Below are 22,151 nucleotides of genomic sequence, written 5' to 3'. Positions count from 1 at the left end.
TTCAAATCGCCTCTAGTTCGCTCAAAAAGTCACGAAGGTCATCAAAATCTTCCACGCTGCCGGCGCGGAAAGTGGCTGCGGCCTGCACGTAGGCGCGCAGCGATTCGGTCTGGAACAGTTCCATCAACGGTACGTCCAGGCCGAGCTCGGCCTGCACCCGCGAGGTAATCTGGATCGCCAGCAAGGAGTGGCCACCGACGTCAAAGAAGTTGTCGTTCAGGCCCACTTGCGGCAGGTGCAGGATGTCGGCCCAGATCGTGGCGATCTGCTGCTCAAGCTCGGTTTGCGGAGCCAGGTACTGCTGCTGCATCTGGCTCGCATCCGGCAGCGGCAGGCCCTTGCGGTCGAGCTTGCCGTTGGGGGTCAGCGGCATCTGCGCCAGGAATACGAAGTGGCTGGGCACCATGTAGTCCGGCAGGTCGGCTTTCAGGGCACGACGCAGGGCGTCACGGAACTCAACCGGGTCGGCCAGGCTGGCGTCGGCCGGTACCACATAGGCCACCAGTTGCTTACCGGTCGGCCCCTCCTGGGCCACCACCACGGTTTCACCGACACTGGCTTGCTCACGCAGACGCGCTTCGATTTCCCCCAGTTCGATACGAAAACCGCGGATCTTCACTTGATGGTCCACACGCCCCAGGTAATCCACCACGCCATCCGGACGCCCACGGGTCAGGTCGCCGCTGCGATACACGCGGCTGCCCGGTTTGCCGAACGGGTCCGGTACGAAACGCTCGGCAGTCAGTGCCGGACGCTCCAGGTAACCCCGGGCCACGCCCTCGCCGCCCAGGTACAACTCGCCGGCCACGCCGATGGGTTGCAGATTCAGTTGCGCATCCAACACGTAGCCACTGCGGTTACCCAACAAGGTGCCGATGGGCGCGTAAACGGCACCGCAGGGATCGCCTTTACGAGCCTTCCACAACAACGGAGTGACCACGGTTTCCGTCGGGCCATAGCCGTTGAACAGGTACTTGGGTTTCAGCGCGCGCCACGCCAGGTCATAGCTGGCTTGCGCAACGGCATCACCGCCAAAGCAGTACACCCGCACCGCCGGTGGGTTGCCGTCGCGCTCGGCATGTTCAGCCAACTGCTGCAGGTACACCGGTGGGAACACCGCCATGGTCACGTTGTGGCGGTGCATCTGCTCGTAGGTGTATTCCGGCAGCCACAGGCTGTCGTCACGGATCAACACGCTGGCGCCGTTGATCAGCGGGTGCATCCAGCCTTCGTGGGAACCGTCGAAGGCGAAGGACATGAAGTGCAGTTCGCAATCGGCCGGTGAGGTTTCATAGCGCTCGCCGGTAGCGATGATATGCGCCACCAGCGGCCCGTGTGACACCGCCACGCCCTTGGGCAAACCGGTGGAGCCGGAGGTATAGATCACGTAGGCAAGGTTGTCGCCGTCCAGCGCCACATCCGGTGCCGTATCGCTGTAACCGGCCCACTCTTCGGTGCGATCAATCGCCAGGGTCTCCAGGCCCTCGGGGACTGGCAGTTGCTGCAGCGCCCGGCTGTGAGTCAGCAGCAGTTGCGCACGGCTGTCTTGCATCATGTACAGCAGGCGATCACGTGGGTATTCGATATCCAGCGGCACATACACACCGCCGGCTTTCATCACCGCCAGGAACGCCACCATGCTCTCGGCACTGCGCGGCATGGCGATGGCCACCCGCACTTCCCTGCCGACGCCACGGGCGATCAAGGCATGGGCCAGGCGGTTGGCCTGACGATCCAGCTCGCCGTAACTCAGGGTTTGAGCATCGAATTTCACCGCCACCGCGTCCGGGGTTTCCCGGGCGCGATCACCGACCAATTCGTGCACCAGGCGCTCGGCTGAAAAACCGGCGTCGGTCTGGTTCCACAATTCAAGAATCTGCTGTTGCTCATCCTCGCCCAGCAGGCTCAATTGGCTAATGGGCTGCTGTGGGTCGACCACCATTGCCCGCAACAGGTTCTGCCAATGCCCGGCCATGCGCTCGATGGTCGCCACGGCGAACAGGTCGGTGGCATAACTCAGGGAGGCACGCAGGGCCGTCGGGCTTTCTTCCACATCCAGCGCCAGGTCGAACTGGGCCACGCCCTCGTCCAAATCCAGGACTTCGACGTGCAGGTCGGCCAGGCGATGCAGGTGGCTGTCGGCAGCGCTCACACGGTGGTTGAACAACACTTGGAACAACGGGCTCAGGCTCAGGCTGCGCTCCGGTTGCAATGCCTGCACAAGCTGTTCGAACGGCAGGTCCTGGTGAGCCTGGGCCTCGAGGGAACGCTGACGCACCTGGTGCAGCAATTGCTCGGTGCTCATTTGCCCGTGGATATCGGCCTTGAGCACTTGGGTGTTGACGAAGAAGCCGATCAACCCCTCGGTTTCCAGGCGATTACGGTTGGCAATCGGCACGCCCACGCGCACATCTTCCTGGCCGCTGTAGCGATGCAGCAATGCCTGGTAAGACGCCAGCAGCAGCATCGGCAGCGTGACGCCAGCGTGCTGCGCCAGCGCGCGCAAACTGCCCAACAACTCCGGATGCAACTCGATACCCAAGCGTGCGCCGCGATGGCTTGGCTGTGCCGGGCGCGGGTGGTCGAACGGCAACTCCAGCACTGGTTGCTCGCCGCTCAATTGCTCACGCCAGTAGGCCAATTGACGCGCCTGCTCTCCGGCCTCCATCCAATCGCGCTGCCACACGGCATAATCGGCGTACTGGATCGGCAGCGTCGGCAATTGCACGTCCTGGCCTTGGCTGTTAGCGGCATACGCCTGCACCAGTTCCTCGACCATCAACTGCATCGACCAGCCGTCAGAGACGATGTGATGCTGCACCAGCACCAGCACATGGTCGTCCTCGGCCAGGCGCAGCAAGGTAACCCGCAGCAGCGGCCCACGCAGCAGGTCGAAAGGCTGGGCGACCACCTGCGCAACCCGCGCCTTGAGGCCGGCATAGTCGCTGTCGACCTGCTCGATATCGACCCGGCCCTGGGCGTCAACGACTTGAACCGCGCCGGTGGCGTCCTGACGGAAATACGTGCGCAGGCTTTCATGGCGAGCCAGCAAGCTATCAAAGCTCTCTTGCAGCGCGGTCAGGTCCAACGGCCCGTGCAAACGCAAGGCGCTGGGGATGTGATACGCGGCGCCGGCCGGGTCCAGTTGCCAGAGGAACCACTGGCGCTCCTGGGCATAAGACAGCGGCAGAGGCTGCGTGCGATCGGCCTTGATCAGCGCCGGCGCGGTGACGCCCTCCTCGCCCAAGGCCTGCACGAAATCACCCAGTAGCGGCTGTTCGAACAAGGCCTTGAGTGGGACCTCCAGCGCCAGGGCCTGACGCACCCGTGACACCACCCGCGTGGCCAGCAATGAATGCCCGCCCAACTCGAAGAAATGATCGTCGAGGCCCACACGGGGCAATTCCAGTACCTCGGCCCAGATCGCCGCCACCTGCTGCTCGCGCGGGGTGACGGGCGCTACATGGCCTTTGAGCGACAGGCTGGCATCCGGTTTGGGCAGTGCCTTGCGGTCGAGCTTACCGTTGGGGGTCAGCGGCAGGCTGTCGAGGAACAGCCACTGCGCTGGCACCATGTAGTCCGGCAGACGCTCGCGCAGCGCGGCTTTATACACCTGCGGTGCCTGCGGCGCGGTGCTGACCAGGTAAGCGATCAGCCGGTCGTTATCGGCCAGCACCACGGCTTCACGTACGCCGTCGAACTCACGCAGGCAGGCTTCGATTTCACCCAGCTCGATACGGAAACCCCGGACCTTGACCTGATGGTCGACACGGCCGATGTATTCCACCACGCCGTCCGCCTGATAGCGTGCCAGGTCGCCGGTACGGTACAGGCGTTCGCCCGGAGCCCCAAACGGGTTGGGCACGAAGCGTTCGGCGGTCAGCGCCGGCTGCCCGTGGTAACCGCGCGCCAGGCCGACACCACCGATCAGCAGCTCACCGGACACACCTTGGGGGCATGGCGTGAGACCGGCATTAAGGATGAACAAGCCGGTATTGGCGATGGGCCGTCCAACGAACGGCAATGCCTGGTGCAAACGATGAGCCGCCGACCAGATGGTGGTTTCCGTCGGACCATAGAGGTTCCACAACGGGCCTTGCAGATCGAGCATGCGCTGGGCCAAATCGACGGGCAGCGCTTCGCCACCGCAGAGGCAGGCGATGCCACGCAGTGCATGAGCCCGTGGGCTGTCGAGCAACATGCGCCAGGTCGAGGGCGTGGCTTGCAGCACATTCGCCGCCTGGCGCTGGGCCAGATCGAGGATCGCCTCCGGGTCGAGGGCCAATGCCTGGTCGCTCAGCAACACGGTACCGCCGACACTCAGCGGCACATACAGCTCCAGAGCGAAGATGTCGAACGAGAAGGTGGTCAGCGACAACAGCCGCGCATCCTGGCCGATACTCAACGTGCCAGCCATGCCGCTGGTGAAGCTGCACAGCGCCTTGTGGCGCACCATCACCCCTTTGGGCTTGCCGGTGGAGCCAGAGGTGTAGATCACGTAGGCCAGATGCTCCGGTGTCACAGCAACCTGGGGGTCGTGCTGCGCTGTGCCGGCATCCTCCACCATCAGCACCTGCACGCCGTGCGGCTGAGCCAGGTGCCCCAGCAGGTGCGGTTGCGTCAGCAATACCCGGGCGCCGCTGTCTTCAAGCATGTAGGCCAGGCGCTCTGCCGGGAATTGCGGGTCGAGCGGCACATAGGCGCCACCGGCCTTGAGGGTCGCGAGCAAGCCAACCACCATGTCCAGGGAACGCTCCACGTGCACCGCCACCAGCACGTCCGGGCCGACGCCCATGTCGATCAGACGATGGGCCAGCCGATTGGCGCGGCGGTTGAGTTCGCCGTAGCTCAGGCGCTCGTCATTGAAGTGCAGCGCAATGGCGTCGGGTTGCGCCGCGGCCTGGGCCTCAAACAACTGGTGTACGCAGCGTTCGCGCGGGTAGTCAGTGTCGCTGCGGTTCCAGTCGTGCACCATTTGCTGCGATTGCGACGGGCTGAGCATCGCCAGGTCGTCCAAGGCCACCGAGGCATCCTGCAGGACCGCGCGCAGCAGGTTTTGCCAATGCTCGGCCAGGCGTTCCGCGGTCGCCGCGTCAAACAGATCCGTGGCGTAAGTCAGCGAGGCCCAGAGACCGTCCACCGATTCCTCGGTTTCCAGGTTCAGGTCGAACTGCGTGCTGTGACCGGCCCAATCCACGGGCTGCAAAGCCAGGCCGGGCAATTGCACCGGGGCTGAACGCAGGCTGTCCTGATGGTTGAACATCACTTGGAACAGCGGGTTATGGCTCAGGCTGCGCTCGGGCTGCAGCACTTGCACGAGCTGCTCGAACGGCAGGTCCTGGTGGGCCTGCGCCTCCAGAGCACGCAGCTTGACCTGGGCCAGCAACTGGTCGAACGGCATCTGCCCGTGCACGTCAGCTTGCAGCACCTGGGTGTTGACGAAAAAGCCCAGCAGTCGCTCGGTTTCGAAGCGATTACGGTTGGCGACCGGCACGCCGACACGCACCTGCGACTGGCCGCTGTAGCGGTGCAGCAAGGTCTGGAACGAGGCCAGCAACAGCATGAACAGCGTCACGTCCTGACGCTGGGCCAGGGCCTTGAGTTCAGTCAGCAGCGCACGCTCCAGATGAATCTTACGGCGCGCACCACGATGGCTCTGCACTGCGGGGCGCGGATGGTCGAGGGGCAGGTCCAGCAGCGAATGTTCGTGACCCAGACGAGCGCACCAGTAATCGAGCTGGCGTTGTTGTTCCCCTGCCGCCATCCAGTCGCGCTGCCACTGGGCATAGTCGGCGTACTGGATCGGCAAGGCCGGCAAGCCAGCGTCGCCTTGGTACAGCGCCACCCACTCGTCGATCATCACTTGCATCGACCAGCCGTCAGAGATGATGTGGTGCTGGGTGATGACCAGCACATGGTGATCAGGCGCGACGATCAGCAACTTGACGCGCATCAGCGGGCCGTTGCGCAGGTCGAACGGGCGCTGGATCTCTTCGATGACAGCCTGCTCGATAGTGCCGGCGTCGACCTTTTGTTGCTCAACCGGCACTGCCAGGCTTGGGTGGATGACTTGCACAGTGTGCTCGCCCGACTCCACAAAGGTGGTGCGCAGCGGTTCATGGCGCTGCACCAGGGCCTCGACGGCGCGCTCCAGCGCCGCGATGTCGAGTTCACCGCGCAGGTGCAAAGCGGTGGGCACATGATAGGCCGCGCTGGTGGGATCCAATTGCCAGAGAAACCACTGCCGTTCCTGAGCAAATGACAACGCCAGTGGCTGGTCACGGCCAACTGCCTGGATCACGGGCGCCGTATCAACCTGCACGCCTGCGCACGCCGCAGCAAAGGCTGCCAGCGTCGGCTGTTCGAACAGCGCCCGCAACGGCACTTCCAGCTTGAGGTCGTGGCGCACCCGGGAGATCACTTGGGTAGCCAACAAAGAGTGGCCGCCGCGTTCGAAGAAGTGATCTTCCAGGCCAACCTGCTCGACCTGCAACACTGCTTGCCAGATCGCCGCCAACTGGATTTGCAATGGACTCTGCGGCGCCACGTAGGTGGTGCTGGCTTGGTTCAGGTCGGGTGTGGGCAGTGCACGGCGGTCGAGCTTGCCGTTGTGGTTCAACGGCAAGGCATCAAGGGCCACCCAATGGCCCGGCACCATGTAGTCCGGCAATGTCTGGCGCAAGCGCGCTGCCAGTGCCTGGGTCGCCAGCGCTTGGCCTTCGGCTGGCACCACGTACGCCACCAACTGCACGCCGGTCGCGCTCGGCTGCGCAAGCACGGCGGCTTCGCGCACATTGGGCAAGGCTTGCAGGCTGGCTTCGATTTCGCCCATTTCGATACGCAGGCCACGAATCTTCACTTGATGGTCGATACGCCCGACGTACTCCAGCGCACCCGCCGGGTTGTACCGGGCCAGGTCGCCACTGCGATAAAGCCGCGCACCGGGCGTGGCGGAAAACGGGTCCGGCAAGAAGCGCTCGGCGGTCAGCGCCGGGCGGTCGAAGTAGCGTTGCGCCAAGCCAACCTCGGCGCCAATGCACAGCTCGCCCACGCCATCGGTGGCCAACAGTTCGAAACCGTTGTCGAGTACATACAGCGCGCGCCCGGCAATCGCCTGCCCGATTGGCACGCCGTAGGCGTCGTTGGCATCGGCCAATTGGCACTCATGCACACTGGACACAACCGTGGCTTCGGTGGGCCCGTAGGTGTTGACCAGGCGCACATTGCCCAAGCCCGCGGCGTACCACGCACGCACGCCTTCCACTGACATGGCTTCACCACCCACATGCACCTGGCGCAGCTTGCCCAGGGAGCGACGGTGCTCGGCGCATTCCTGCGCCAACAGGTACCAGTAGGCGGCGGGCAAATCGGCCAGAGTCACGCCCTGCTCAACGATTTCTCGCGCCAGTTGCCCGGCGTCCCAGAGTTCATCGCCACGCATGATCAACGCCGCGCCCGCACACAGGGGCGGGAAGCACTGTTCGACAAAACCATCGAAACTGAAGGTCGCAAACTGCAACACGCGGTCCTCGGCGCTCAGTCGGCTGTACAGCGTGGCGCTGTCGCAGAACTGGCCGAGGGCGGCATGGTCGATGGCCACACCCTTGGGCTGGCCGGTGGAGCCAGAGGTGTAGATCACGTAGGCCAGGTCAGCCGCCGCTGCGTGATTAGGCGGATTGGTCGTCGGGTAGCCGGTGAGCTCCTCGCCACAGCCGCTGAAATCCACGCGGGTCAGGCCGCGGGGCAAAGGCAAGTCGGCGAGCAAGCCGGTTTCGCTGAGCAGCAGGTCCAGGCGGCTGTCGGCGAGCATGTAGGCCAAACGCTCCGCCGGGTATTTAGGGTCCAGCGGTACGTAGGCCGCCCCGCTTTTGAGCACTGCCAGCAGGCTGACGATCAACTGCGGGCCACGCCGCGAAGCCAGGCCCACCCGTTGGCCGGGGCCGACACCCAGCGCCAACAGGCGATGGGCCAGGCGGTTGGCGCGCTGGTTCAACTGGGCGTAGCTCACGCTGGCGTCACCGGCCTGCACAGCCAGGGCGTCCGGCGTCGCCTCGGCCTGGGCGGCTATACGCTGATGCACGCGCTCGTTGGCCTGTGGCGCTGCGGCTGAGCGGCTCAGCGCGAGCACCTGCTGTTGCGCAGGGGCGTCGAGAAGGCGCAGGTTGCCCAGCGGCATGTGAGGGTCTGCGAGCAATTGCGCCAGCAGGTGTTGCAGGTTGGCGCTCAACTGCGCCACTTGCGCCTCGCTGAACTGGGCACGGTCATAGCTGAACTCCAGGCGCAGGCTGGCGCCCAGTTCGATGCCCAGGGTTAATGGATAGTGCGTGCGCTCATGGTTGTGCAGGCGACCGAAGGTCAGGCCGGCCGGCGCGCCTTGCTTGAGCGCCTCGGCGACCGGGAAGTTCTCGAACACCAGCAAGGTGTCGAACAGCGCGCCTTGCTGGCCGGCCCAGCCCTGGATGTCGTAGAGCGGCACATGTTCATGGTCGCGCAGGCTGAGGTTGAGCACTTGCAGTTCGCTGAGCCAAGTCGCAGCCGACTGGGCTGGCGAGGCTGCGCTGATGATCGGCAAGGTGTTGATGAACAGGCCCAGTTGCTGCTCGATCCCCGGCAGCGGCGCGGAACGCCCGGCCACCGTGGCACCGAAGGCGACGCAGTCCTGGCCGGTGTAGCGTTGCAGCAACAGGCTCCAAGCCCCTTGCAACAGGGTATTGAGGGTGACTTTGTGCTGGCGTGCGAACTCGCCGAGGCGGCGGGTAAAGTTGCTCTCCAGTGCCACGTGATGGTCAGCCATGCCCACCCCGTCGACCGGCGTGCGCAGCGCTTGCGCCAGCAGAGTCGGCGCCGGCAATGCCGCCAGGGCGGTTTTCCAGAACGCCTCGCCCGAAGACTGTTGTTGCAGCCAGGCGAGGTAATCGCGGAACTGCCCGAGCGGCGCCGGTACTGCCTGCCCCGCATAATGCGCGATGACCTCGGCGAGCAACTGCGCGTTACTCCAGCCGTCCATGAGGATGTGGTGGCTGGTGAAGATAAAGTGCCAGGCCGCACCGGCACGACGCACCAGCGTCAGGCGAAACAGCGGCGCGGCATTCAGGGCAAAATCACGTTCGCGTTCGGCGTGGGCCAGGGTGTCGAAGTCGGCGTTTGGGTCTTCGATCACTTGCAGTTGCAGGTCGACCTGGCGCTGGATCAGCTGATGAGCACTGTCCAGGCCCAGCCAATGGAAGCTGCTGCGCAGGATGTCATGGCGATCCAGTGCAGCCTGCCAGGCACGCCCGAAAGCGAGCACATCGAGGCCCTCGATGTCGAGGCGCAACTGGTTGATGTAGGCCTGGGCCTCGGGTTCCAACAGGGTGTGGAACAGCATGCCTTGCTGCATCGGCGACAGCGGATAAAGGTCGGCAATCGCCGGCCCGGCCACGGGCAACGCATCCAGTTGCTGCTGGGTGAGGCGTGCCAGCGGGAAATCCGACGGGCTCACCTGGCCTGCCGGCGTGGCACAGCAATGCTCGATCAGCGCATTGAGTTCGGCTGCGTACTCATCCGCCAGACGCTGCACAGTTGCCGCCTCGAACATCTCTCGACTGAAGCCCCATTGAAGCGACAGCTCACCGCCATACACCTGCCCTTCCACCGTCAACCAGTTGGCCAGCGGTGCCTCTGCATCCTGAGCCTGCCCACTGCCCTGGCGGGCCGGCACGAACAGTGCCGAGTCATTGAACTGGCGGTCGAACTGGCCCAGGTAGTTGAACGTGATGCGCGGCGCGGCCAGGGTCGACAACGCTTCGCGGGTGTCAGGCGTGCCGAGGTAACGCAACAGGCCGTAGCCAATGCCTTTGTTCGGCACGGCGCGCAGTTGCTCCTTCACCGACTTGATCGCCGCCGACAGTTCCCCTTCGGCGTGCAGGCGCACCGGGTACAGGCTGGTGAACCAGCCGACGGTGCGGCTCAGGTCGATGTCGTCAAACAGGTCTTCCCGACCATGACCTTCCAATTGAATGAGCGCAGCAGGTTGCTCGCTCCAACGGCTGATCACCCGCGCCAGGGCGGTCAACAGCAGGTCGTTGACCTGGGTGCGATAGGCCGCTGGCGCGTCTTGCAGCAGTCGGCGGGTGTGCTCGACGTCGAGGCGTGTTTCCAGCTTGGCACCCAGGCGGTTTTGCGCGCCGCCTTCGGGGTGATCACACGGCAGCTCGGCGTCGATGGATTGGGCTTGCCAGTACGGCAGTTGCTGGTCGAGGGACTGCGCGTGGCGGTGCAACTGTTGCGCCCAGCGCTGGTAGGCACTGGTTTTCGCCGGCAGCGCCTGGTCGCGGTAGGCCTGTTGCAGGTCTTCAAGCAGGATGCGCCAGGACACGCCATCCACCACCAGGTGGTGGATCACCAGCAGCACACGTTGGCTGCCATCGGCCAAATTCACCAACGCGGCGCGCAGCAGCGGGCCTTGGGCAAGGTCAAGGCTGCGCTGGGCTTCATCACACAGCGCCGCCAGTTCGGCGTCGGTGCTGGCCTGGCATTGCCACAACAGCGGTTCGCTGACGTAGGCGGCATGGCTCTGCTGCCAGCCGTCAGCCTGCTGCACAAAACGCAGGCGCAAGGCGTCGTGATGCTCGATCAACCGCGCCAGCGCTGCCTCCAACCGTGCAGGCTCAAGCACCTCGCCGGGCACCAGCAACAAGGATTGATTCCAGTGATGCCGCGCCGGGATCGGCTGGTCGAAAAAGCTGTGTTGCACGGGCGTCAGCATGACCTCGCCGCTGACCGGGCCCTGGTCGATCAGGCTGACCTGCTCAAAGCGCGCCACCAGGGCCAGGCTGCGGATGCTCTGGTACTGGAAAAGGTCACGCGGGCTCAGGCGAATGCCGGCCTGACGGGCGCGGCTGACTACTTGGATGGAGATGATCGAATCGCCGCCCAGCTCGAAGAAGTTATCGTCCTGGCCGACCTGCTCAACGCCCAGCACATCGCTCCAGATGGCGGCCAGGGCTGTTTGCAGGTCGCCTTGGGGGGCGACAAATGCCTGCTGCTGCGCCGCCTCCGGAACTGGCAACGCCTTGCGGTCGAGCTTGCCGTTGGCGGTCACCGGCAGCTTGGGCAGCGCAATGAAATGCGTCGGCACCATGTATTCCGGCAAGCTGCTGAGCAACCAGGCCTTGAGGTCCGTTGGCGCCTCGCCTGCGTGCACCAGATAGGCGACCAACTGCTTGCCGCCATGTACCAGCACCACGGCTTCGCGCACGTGTGGATGCTGCATCAGGCGTGCTTCGATTTCGCCCAGCTCGATACGCAAGCCGCGCAACTTGACCTGATGATCGAGACGGCCGAGGTATTCGATCACCCCATCGCCGCGTTGGCGCACGCGGTCACCGGTGCGATACAGGCGCTCGCCCATCACGAACGGGCTGGGCACAAAACGTTCGGCGGTCAGCGCCGGGCGCCGGTGGTAACTGCGCGCCAGACCAACGCCGCCGAGGTAGAGTTCGCCGCTGACGCCAGCCGGCACCGGGTTGAGTTGCGCGTCCAGCACGTAGGTGCCGAGGTTGGCGATCGGGCGGCCGATGGGCACGCTGTCGGCGCCTTCGTCGATGCAGGCCCAGTGCGTGACGTCGATGGCCGCCTCGGTCGGACCATAGAGGTTGTACAGCGCCGCAGTCGGCAACTTGGCGAACACTTGCTGTTGCGCATCCAGGGGCAAGGCTTCGCCGCTGCACACAATGCGCGTAAGGCTTGCGCACGCCTGTACGCCCGGTTCATGGATGAACGCCTGCAGCATCGAGGGTACGAAGTGCAAGGTGGTGATGGCGTGCCGGCCAATGGTGTCAATCAGGCGCGCCGGTTCACGGTGCTCGCCAGGCGCCGCCACCACCAGGCGTGCGCCGGTCATCAGCGGCCAGAAAAACTCCCACACCGACACGTCAAAGCTGAACGGGGTTTTCTGCAAGACCGCGTCATTGGCACCCAGGCCATAGGCCTGTTGCATCCAGCTCAAGCGGTTGACCAAGGCGCGATGGCTGTTGCCGGCGCCTTTGGGCTTGCCGGTGGAGCCCGAGGTGTAGATCACATAGGCCAGGTTCAGGGCATGCAGGGCCACGTTCGGCGACTCGCTGCTGTAACCGTCGAGCCATAGCGCCGGCTGGTCCAGGGCAATCACCTGGATACCGGCGACAGGTAGCGACGCCAACAGGCTCTGCTGGCTGAGCAGCAACTGAATGCCGCTGTCTTCGATCATGTAGGCCAAGCGTTCCTCGGGATACTCAGGGTCGAGAGGCACGTAGGCGCCACCGGCCTTGAGAATCGCCAGCAGGCCAACCACCATTTCGATGGAGCGCTCGATGCAGATACCTACCAGCACGTCGAGCCCCACGCCCTGCTCGCCCAGAGCATGGGCCAACTGGTTGGCGCGCGCATCCAGCTGGGCGTAGGTCAAGGTGGTGGTGCCGAACACCAGTGCCGGTGCATCGGGGCTGCGCCGCGCCTGGTCTTCGATCAGGTGATGAATCCCGCGCTCGGTCGGGTACGCCTCGGCGGTCTGGTTCCAGGTGTGGACCAGCCGTTGCTGTTCAGCCGCGTCAAGCATGGGCAATTCGCCAATGCGCTGCTCGCCATCGAGCACCATGGCTTGCAACAGGCTGATCCAATGCCGGGCCATGCGCTCGATGGTGGGCGTATCGAACAAGTCATTGGCGTAGGTCAGCGCGGCATGCAGGGTGCCGGACTTTTCATAGGTGTCCAGGGTCAGGTCGAACTGGGTGGTGCGGCCTTGCCATTCCACCAGGGCCAATTCCAGACCCGATACGGTACTGACCGAGGCGATGTCGGCGACTACCGGCTGATGGTTATACATCACCTGAAACAGCGGCGTGTGGCTCAGGCTGCGCTCGATTTTCAGCGCTTCCACCAGACGTTCAAAGGGCAATTCCTGATGAGCCTGGGCGCCCAGGGCATGCTCCTTGATACCTTGCAGCAACTCGGCAACCCGGGTTTGCCCAGTCAGTTCGGTGCGCAACACCTGGGTGTTGACGAAGAAACCGATCAGGCCCTCGACTTCGGTGCGATTGCGATTGGCAATCGGCACACCGACGCGAATGTCGCCCTGGCCGGTATAGCGGTGCAGCAGCACATTGAAGGCACCGAGCAGCAGCATGAACAGGGTGACGTTGTGTTTTTGCGCGCAGCTGCGCAGTTGCGCGGCCAGTGCCGGCTCAATCGCGAAGTTATGCCGTGTGCCCTGGTAGCTGGGCATCGCGGGGCGTGGGTGATCAGTGGGCAGTTCCAGCACCGGATGCTCATCACCCAGGCGGGCCTGCCAATATTCCAATTGGCGCGCCTGCTCGCCCGCTTCCAGCCAGCGGCGCTGCCACAGGGCGTAGTCGCTGTATTGGATGGGCAGCGCCGGCAGTTGGGGCGCTTCGTCGCGCTCATGGGCGTCATAGCAACGGATGAATTCGTCGATCAGCACATTCATCGACCAACCGTCGGAGACGATGTGGTGCAGGGTCAGCAGCAGCACGTGTTCCTGCTCGGCAAGCTTGAGCAGTTGCACCCGCAGCAGCGGCCCATGTTCCAGGTCGAACGGCAACAGCGATTGACGGGTGGCGGCGGCGTTGACGGCCTGCTCCCGCGCATCAAAGGCCAAGGCGGTGAAGTCCAGGTGCTCGACGGCCACCGACGGCTCCACCGCCACCTGCGCCAGCCGCTCATCGGCCTGACGCTGGAACACTGTGCGCAGGGTTTCGTGACGCGCCACCAGGCTGGCGAACGCTTGCTCCAGCGCTGGCAGGCTCAACACGCCACTTAAACGCACCGCGCCGGGCAAATTGTAGGCGCCGCTGGCCGGGTCCAACTGCCATAGAAACCACATGCGCTGCTGTGCGTAGGACAGCGCCTGGCGATCCTCCACCTCCACCCCTGCCGGAATCGGAAACCTTGAAAAATCCACGCCTTCTTTCTGCAAGGCTTGCAGGAACAATTGGCGTTTTTCCAGGGGCAGCCCGATAAACCGGCGAGCAAGTTTCAAGGAGTCTTCAGCATTCATTTCTTGGAATCCGGGGCAATAGGCGGGAAGCACAAAGGCACGTCGTCCCTATAAAACGAACCGGGCGGGGAAAAATTAGCGGAGGGATGGGGGCGTCGAGTGAGCTGTCATCGGGGGTTACATCAATCCCCGGGAAGCGACGCGAACCTGGGCTAGCATTGACGAACACCACTTTTTGCAACTACATTTAGTTACACGCAGGGAGCGCCGTGTCCAAAAATGAAAAGCTGCTCGCCAAACTGCTCAATGAGCACATGGCATTTACCTGGTCTGAGCTCGTCACGTTATTACGCCGATTGGGATACACACAGATTGAAGGGGCCGGAAGCCGGGTCAAGTTCGACATGGGCGACCCCAGTGCAATGATCACCCTGCACAAGCCTCACCCCGGCAACGAACTGAAACACTACATTCGGCGCCAGATCATCGAACAATTGAAATCAGGAGAACTGATTCCATGAATAACCAACTGAAACACAAAGGCTACATCGGCTCCATCGAAGCCAGCCTCGAAGACAACTGCCTGTTCGGCAAGATCCTCTTCATCAAGGCGCTGGTGAGCTACGAAGGCAAGACCGTCGCTGAACTGGACACGGCTTTCCGTGAAGCCGTGGATGATTATCTAGCCACTTGCCAGAGCCTGGGCCAAACGCCGGAGAAACCGTGCAAAGGTTCATTCAACGTACGCGTCGGGCATGACTTGCATCTGGCCGCAGCCCTGGCGGCAACCCGTAAGAAAGTGACGTTGAATGATCTCACGCGTCAAGCGCTGAACGAATTTCTGCAGCATCACTACCCAGAGCCATGCCCGACGATTGGCTGACTATCCTAATCGCCGGTAACCCAATACCGCCGAGCCCGCTACCACCGCCCCCGCCGCCAGCGCCACCCAGAACCCGCTGGTGGCACCAAAATGGTCGATCATCCACCCCGAACTGGCAGCGCCAATGGCCACGCCGATGCTCAGGCCGGTGATCAGCCAGGTCATGCCTTCGGTCAGGCGGCTGGCCGGGACGATCTGCTCCACCATGGCCATCGACACAATCAAGGTGGGCGCGAAGAACAACCCGGAGATAAAGATGGCAGCGGCCAAGCCGGGAATATTGCTCACCAGCAGCAAGGGCAAGGTGGTCAACGCCGTGGCTACGCCGCAGTACAGGAACTGACGTGGCAACGGTGCCTTGAGCTTGAGGGCACCGAAGGCCAACCCGGCCAGGCACGAACCAATGGCATACACCGACAGCACGATACTCGCCGCCGCCGGCTGGCCCTGATGCTGGGCGAAGGCCACGCTGACCACATCCACCACGCCGACAATCACGCCCATGGCCAGCAGCAAAATCATCAGGATCAATACCGATGGCGAAGCAATCAGCCAGCGACCGTGCGCGCCTTGATGCGCGTGTATCGGTGGTTCGGTTTGCCGTTGCAGCACAAAGGTGGTGACGCCCACCGCCAGCAACAGCGCCGCCACCAAGGGCCCGGCTTCTGGGAACACCGCCACGCTCAACCCCACCGAAATGGGCGGGCCGATGATGAAGCACACCTCATCGAGTACCGACTCCAGGGCAAACGCGGTTTGCAGCCTGGGCTGGCCACGGTACAACTCGGTCCAGCGCGCCCGCACCATAGCGGACATATTGGGCATGCAGCCCGCCAGCGCGGCGAACAGAAACAGCGTCCAATTCGGCGCCTGCAACCGCGTACACAGCAGCAACATCAATAGCGCCCCGCCGCCGATCAGCGCCGCAACCGGCAGCACCCTGCCCTGGCCGTAGCGGTCTACCCAACGTGACACTTGCGGCGCGCAAATCGCCGTGGCCAGGGCAAACACCGCCGCCACCGAACCGGCCAGGCCATAGCCTCCATGTACCTGGGACAGCATGGTAATCAGGCCGATGCCGGTCATGGATATCGGCATGCGTGCCAGCATGCCGGCGAGTACAAAGGCCCTGGCACCGGGGACCTGGAATAATTCAGCGTAGGGGTTTGCCATCCTGCTTGACCTCTTGCTCGACGCCCTGGGCTTGCTATCTGAAACCATCAGGGCAGAATACATACGGTGCGTATGTGGCAGATCATGCTTCGCATACGCAGCGTATGTCAATCACTTAGCCAAGAGACGCCCATGAGCCGAGCCCGAGCTGAAATGATCGAAGACACCCGCGCCCGCCTGATAGCGAGCGCACGCCGGGCCTTCGCCACCCAAGGCTATGCCAATACCTCGATGGATGACTTTACTGCCCGTGCCGGCCTGACGCGCGGTGCGCTGTATCACCACTTTGGTGACAAGAAAGGGCTGCTGGCGGCGGTGGTCGCTCAACTGGACAGCGAGATGGACGCGCGCTTGCAACGCATCTCGGAGCAGGCCGTAGAGCCTTGGAGTGGTTTTTGCGAGCGCTGCCGGGCTTATCTGCGCATGGCCCAGGACCCGGAAATCCAGCGCATTGTATTGCAGGATGCCCCGGCGGTACTGGGCGACACCGGCTCCCAGCAACACTGCGTGGAGTCCTTGCGCCAATTGCTGGAGGCCCTGATGCAAGCGGACCTGATGCCTACGGCGCCCAGCCACGCACTGGCGCAGTTGATCAACGGCAGCCTGGTCAATACCGCGTTGTGGATTGCCCGCGATGAACACCCGAGCACACGGCTGGAGGAAGGCTTGCAAGGCCTGGAGCTGCTCTTGCAGGGGTTGAGCCTCACACCAACCGCTTGATCTGCTTATGCCGCCACACCAAGCGGTAATAGGCGATCTGCAATACCAGCATCGCCAGGTAGGTCACCGGAAATGCCATCCACACCCCTTCCAATCCGAAGTGGGCGTTGAACAGATAGGCCATCGGCAGTTCCACGCCAAGCACGCAGAAGATCGAGATCGCCACCGGCATCAGCACCACGCCGCTGGCGCGCATGATGCCGCCAATCACCGCCTGGAAGCCAAATACGAGGATGCTCCAGAGCATGATGTGCAGCAGGTGTTCGGCCCGCACCCGTGCGCTATCGTCGGTGATGAACAGGCCCAGCAACCAGTGGGACAGCCCATAGCCGAGCACGATCAAGCCACCGGTAAGGCACAGGTTGATCACCAGCCCCGTGCGCAGGATCGGCCCGATACGCTCCAGGCGCCCGGCGCCAATCGCCTGGGCGCCGAGGATCGAGGCGGTAATGGCAATCGACAGCGCCGGGAACTGCACATAGTTGACGATCTGCGTCACCGCGCCATAGGCCGCCGTGGCCTGGGAACCGTGGCCGTTGACCAAAGCCAGGATGACCAACTCCGACAGCGATAGCACCACCATCTGCAAGCCCGTCGGCAGGCCGATGCGCAGGACTTTGCCGAGGATAACGCGGTCCAGGCGCAAGGCGGCAAGCAGCTCGCGGTCTGGCGCCATCACGTGGTTTTTGTGGCGCAGGCGCAGGATCAGAAACAGCATCGCCAAGGCGTTACCCACCAGCCCGGCATACACCGCACTCTGGATGCCCATGGGTGGCAGGCCGATCCAGCCGCGAATCAGCGCAGGCGTGAGCAGCAAGCCCACCAGGGTGGAGACCATCAATGCCAGCAACGGCGAAATCGTGTCGCTGACCCCACGCAGCAGTTGGGTATAGAGGATGAACACCAGCAACAACGGCATGATCAACATCATCATCTGGGCATAGCCCACCGCATCGTCGAGCACATCGATCGGCGTACCCAAGGCCTGCAACGCCGGGCGCGCGAACACGCTGCCCAGCACTGCCGCCAGCAAACCCACCAGTGCGCCGAGGGTCAAGGTGGCACCGGTGATCTTCTTGACCATTGCTGTTTCCTGGGCTCCCCACGCCTGGCCGATCAGCACCGAGGCGCCCGCCCCCAGGCCGATCACCAGCGCGATGAAGAAAAACACAATGGGAAACATACCCGACACCGCCGCCAGCGCCTGGGTGCCGAGCATCTGCCCGACATAGATGCCATTGAGGGTGCCGGAAAAGCTCTGGAGGAAATTGGACAGCACCATCGGTGCGAGAAAGATCAGGTAGACCTGCCACAGCGGGCGTTGCAAAGGACTTTGCATGAAGTACGGGGCCTCGGAAGACAAAAGCGTCCGAGGGTTATACCGTAATTGGATCCGATTCAGCTGCGCTTTATCCAGCAGCGGAGGCTGCGAGGGGGCGCGCGAACAGGTTAACGGCGCGAGCGACCCGTGGGTCAACTCGCTTTTCATAAAGGCGCGCTTGCCTGAGACGGCGACGACTCAATTCAACAGGGGGTTCAAGTTGTCCCCGTCGCAGACAAGTCGAGAAAATAAACGCTTGGTTATCGCCTCTTTTCCATCAGGTAATCGATATTGGCGATATCGAACCGCTCATCTTTATAACCTTTACCGCCGTTGCCGTTAGTACCGATGTCCAACTCATTCAGCAGCGGCTGGCGCTTGAGCAACTCCTGGGCAAGTGCACGCACCCGCGGACTATAAGTGGCATCACTCGGCATCACTCCTGCAGCCTTTCTCACTTCATCAAAGTTGACGTAGCCGTTGTAAGTACCCTGGCTTATTTCACCGAAGCTCTCCTTGAGATTTTGCAGAAGATCGTGATCACTCATGGTCCGGAACTCGTTCGACACTTCACCCAGATCTTCCCGGGAGAAGCGTCCATCCAGGGTGCCTGTTTTACCTTGGTCGAGCTGTTTGAATAGCCCGCCACGGCTCTGCATCTCTCGGACGAGGTCCATTTCGTCTTGCGTGGCCCGTCGGCCGTCCAAATGGTAGCCGCTCGCGATGGAACGGAGCGATTTGTCAGTGATGAAGCCCGGCGTATTGGGGTCTTCCAGGGCGCCAAAACGAGCCAACACTTTATTGGCAAAATCCTCATTGCTGTCATTGGCATATGGCCGAGGCGCAGACATCGATCCCTGGCCATACTGGGAATAACCAGCCGAGGGGGTCTGGAAGGCTGCTCCTCCGTTATACGGTGATGACTGATCATGGTTTTGCACAAGCGGTGGTGGATTCATCAAGGAATGCCGCATGCCACTGTTGTAACCACCCGAAAACTGTTGCCTCTGAGGGGGGGCGCTGAAAGGCATCTCCTGAGCCTGGAAGTATGCGTCTGTTGCGTCTGCATCGCCTTGGCTGATACGGCCATCTTGATGACCGCCATGATTGATGCCATCCAGCATGCCGCACATCTGGGGGTTAGCGAGTATCTCCCGAGCCAACATTGTCATTTGATTATGATAAGGATCGGCTGACATGCCACGATTGGCCACATTTTCAAGCGATGCACGCGTGACAAAAGGAGTTCCAGGCTCTTGAAAGTAATTGAAGCTGGAGGCGAAGGTACTTGCAACCTGGGATGGAGTAATCCCGCCACCGTTATTTCCAACCCGGCCGGCGTTACGCCCCTGGCCTTGCTCGAGAGGATTGGATCTTATGTCTAATGCTGGCGAAAAACGATTAAGCGTCATGAATTGTTCGACCATAACATCACCTCAGATAATATAAATAGTCAGCGACCAACCCAGGATAAAAATCTATACCTGGCCAACGCTAATTCTGTGGCGGCATATCTATGGATGGTTCCAAAAAAAGCAGACAAATATACAGTTGCTCGTACGAAGGCCACGTCCAGTACCGTGTAAAGGAACCAGACCGATGGATGAATTCACCTCTGAAAGATGTAGGAAGACTCTTGAAAACAAAGGTTACTCCCGCGAGCTACCCGCCAAAGGCCTGTGAAGTCCTGCGCAATGTCGGGTCAAACGGGTTGATCCGTGGCCCGATCGCCGCCGCTTCACGCTTGAGCAACTCCACCACCATCGGTAGCCGACCCGGCCCCAGCCGATCGCTGATGGTCGCCACACTCAACGCCGCCACCGCGTGCCCGTCCCGATTGAGAATGGGCACCGCCAGATCGGCCATGCCTTCAAGCACGCCGGTATTGCGCGCGGCATAACCCAGGCGCTGCACATTCTCCACTTCCGAGCGCAACAGCACTTCGTCGTACAGGTGAAAGTCCTTGAGTCGAGGCAGGTTGTAGCGAATCACGGTTTCACACTCCTCTTGCGGCAGGGAATGCCAGGATCGCCAGGCTGCCCTGCCCTACCCCCAGCGCAACACGCCCACCGATATCGCCGGTGAATGTGCGGATGGGGTACGGGCCTTCGCTGCGATCCAGGCAGATCGCGTCAAACCCGCTGCGCGCCAGCAAAAACAGGGAATCGCCCAACGACGCACTCAGGCGCAACAGGCTCGGCCGTACCAGGTCGCGCAGGTTGCCGGTCTTGCCCGCCTTGGCCGCCAGGGCGAAGAACTCCAGGCTCAGGCGATAGCGCTTGCTGCGCGCGTCCTGTTCGACCATGCCCTCCTCCACCAGGCTACGCAGCAGGCGGTGGGTAGTAGGTCGGGACAAGCCAACCTGTTGGGCGAGCTGGGTAACACGCTCGCCGCCCTCGGGCACCTCGCCCAGGGTACGCAGCAATGCGAACAACCGAGACACGCCGCCCGCGCCGACTTCCTTGCTGCCATCATTTCGCTCAGTGAAATCCAAACCGATTAACTCCCTATAACGTAAGGTGCCGGCCGTGGAAATTGCCAGCAAGGTCAACAGCGTACTGGAGCTGGTACGCCTGGCCCCTCACGCCGAGCGCTACCCCCGGGAGTTGTCCGGCGGCCAGCGCCAGCGCGTGGCCCTGGCCCGTGCGTTGGTGATCGAACCGCCGGTGCTGCTGCTGGATGAGCCGCTGTCCAATCTCGACGCCAACCTGCGTGAAGAAATGCAATTTGAAATCCGCCGCATCCAATGCGCTGTCGGTATCACTACCTTGATGGTCACCCACGACCAGGCCGAAGCCCTTTCCATCAGTGACCGTGTGGTGGTGATGCAGGCCGGGCGCGTGACCCAGATCGACGTGCCATACAAGCTCTATGAACACCCGCGCACGCGCTTTATTTCGGACTTCGTCGGCAAGGCCAACCTGCTGGCCGGCGACTACGATGCCCTCGGCACGCCCCAGGTGCGACACGAGGGTGGCGATGGCAAACTGACCCTGAGCCTGCGCCCGGAAAAGATTCAACTGGTGGATGCAGGCGCCGGTCGCGTGCAAGGCAAGGTGCTCGACCGCTATTTTTTCGGCAGCCAATGGCTGTACCGCATTCACACCTCGCTCGGCGAAATCACCGTGGTGCGCGGCAATGACGGCAGCCCACCGCTGAGCTCTGGCATGGCGGTGGGCCTGCAATGGTACGCGGATCTGCTGCGGGTGCTGGCGGCGGATGAGGTGCACCCATGAGCCGCGGTTACCTGCTCTCGCTGCGGGCGTTGGTGCTGTTTGCCGGGCTGCTGATCCTGCCACTGGGCCTGACGTTGGTGCTGTCTTTCAACGTGTTTGACTACCAGGTGGGTGTAAAGGCCGATGAGTGGACCCCGGCCCATTACCTGGCGTTGTTCAGCGATGCCTACTTCTACGAGATTTTCTGGCGCACGTTCTGGATCAGTGCCCTGGTAACGCTGCTGTGCGTGGTGATCGGCGTACCGGAGGCCTACATTCTCAGCCGCATGGGCACGCCGTGGCGCTCGATCTTCCTGATCGTGATCCTCACGCCGCTGCTGATTTCGGTGGTGGTGCGTGCGTTTGGCTGGAGCCTGTTGCTCGGCGCCGACGGCCTGGTCAACCAGGTGATCCAGGCCCTCGGCGGGCGCCCGATGAAGCTTCTGTATACGCCGTTCGCCGTGATCATTGCGTTGGTGCACGTGATGCTGCCGTTCATGATTATCCCGGTGTGGACCTCGCTGCAAAAACTCGACCCGTCGGCCGAACAGGCGGCGTTATCCCTGGGCGCCAGCCAAGCCACGGTGATGCGCAAGATCGTGCTGCCCCAAGTGATGCCCGGTGTGCTGTCCGGCACCCTGATCGTGTTCGGTTTGGCTGCCAGCTCCTTTGCGATCCCCGGTCTGCTGGGTGGGCGACGCCTGAAGATGGTCGCCACCGTGGTGTACGACCAATACCTCTCGGAACTCAACTGGCCCATGGGCGCGACCCTCGCGGTGGCGCTGCTGTTGGTCAATCTGCTGATCATGCTGAGCTGGAACCGCATGGTCGAAGGCCGCTACAAAAAGTCCCTGGGAGTTTAAG

General features: G+C 62.7%; 8 protein-coding genes and 2 pseudogenes. 5 read left to right on the top strand and 5 right to left on the bottom strand.

The window, feature by feature from the left end; translation table 11 throughout:
• Position 1: 1 nt before the first annotated feature.
• A complete protein-coding gene (locus QK296_RS12570) occupies positions 2 to 14,035 on the bottom strand; it encodes a non-ribosomal peptide synthase/polyketide synthase (RefSeq protein ID WP_282390980.1) in 14,034 nt (4,677 codons plus the stop codon).
• Between the two features lie 209 nt (positions 14,036 to 14,244).
• Between QK296_RS12570 and QK296_RS12565 the strand changes: the two genes are divergently transcribed.
• Both QK296_RS12565 and QK296_RS12560 read left to right on the top strand, forming a co-directional pair.
• Positions 14,245 to 14,496, top strand: coding sequence for a type II toxin-antitoxin system HicA family toxin (locus QK296_RS12565; protein WP_003191939.1), 252 nt, complete (start codon positions 14,245 to 14,247; stop codon positions 14,494 to 14,496).
• Positions 14,493 to 14,858: a type II toxin-antitoxin system HicB family antitoxin gene (locus QK296_RS12560; protein WP_003191942.1), complete on the top strand. Its 366-nt coding sequence runs from the start codon at positions 14,493 to 14,495 to the stop codon at positions 14,856 to 14,858. Before QK296_RS12565 ends, QK296_RS12560 begins: the two co-directional genes overlap by 4 nt.
• On the opposite strand, the gene QK296_RS12555 is transcribed toward QK296_RS12560, so the two are convergent.
• Entirely contained in the window at positions 14,859 to 16,031 is a 1,173-nt protein-coding gene (locus QK296_RS12555) for an MFS transporter (RefSeq protein WP_003191943.1), read from the bottom strand.
• A 132-nt stretch (positions 16,032 to 16,163) separates the two neighbouring features.
• On the opposite strand from QK296_RS12555, the gene QK296_RS12550 reads away from it, so the two are divergent.
• A complete protein-coding gene (locus QK296_RS12550; protein ID WP_212614122.1) occupies positions 16,164 to 16,751 on the top strand; it encodes a TetR/AcrR family transcriptional regulator in 588 nt (195 codons plus the stop codon).
• Here QK296_RS12550 and QK296_RS12545 read toward each other — a convergent pair.
• From QK296_RS12545 to QK296_RS12535, 3 genes and pseudogenes are all read right to left on the bottom strand, one after another.
• The gene (locus QK296_RS12545; protein ID WP_034134503.1) at positions 16,735 to 18,090 is read right to left on the bottom strand and encodes an MATE family efflux transporter; all 1,356 of its coding nucleotides are present in this window, start codon (positions 18,088 to 18,090) and stop codon (positions 16,735 to 16,737) included. The two genes, QK296_RS12550 and QK296_RS12545, sit on opposite strands and share 17 nt — an antisense overlap.
• A gap of 242 nt (positions 18,091 to 18,332) precedes the next feature.
• Positions 18,333 to 19,499, bottom strand: a complete 1,167-nt coding sequence (locus QK296_RS12540) for a hypothetical protein (protein ID WP_144401849.1) — start codon at positions 19,497 to 19,499, stop codon at positions 18,333 to 18,335.
• A 235-nt stretch (positions 19,500 to 19,734) separates the two neighbouring features.
• A pseudogene (locus QK296_RS12535) lies at positions 19,735 to 20,566 on the bottom strand (IclR family transcriptional regulator).
• Positions 20,567 to 20,585: 19 nt separating this feature from the next.
• On the opposite strand from QK296_RS12535, the pseudogene QK296_RS12530 reads away from it, so the two are divergent.
• Positions 20,586 to 21,308: pseudogene (locus QK296_RS12530) on the top strand (ABC transporter ATP-binding protein); the annotation flags it as partial.
• Positions 21,305 to 22,150, top strand: a complete 846-nt coding sequence (locus QK296_RS12525) for an ABC transporter permease (protein ID WP_282390975.1) — start codon at positions 21,305 to 21,307, stop codon at positions 22,148 to 22,150. The pseudogene QK296_RS12530 and the gene QK296_RS12525, both read left to right, overlap by 4 nt.
• Position 22,151: the final 1 nt, after the last annotated feature.

It is taken from the genome of Pseudomonas sp. AL10, from assembly GCF_029960685.1.
Lineage (GTDB): Bacteria > Pseudomonadota > Gammaproteobacteria > Pseudomonadales > Pseudomonadaceae > Aquipseudomonas > Aquipseudomonas lactis.
This window is presented reverse-complemented; position numbering and strand designations above follow the sequence as displayed.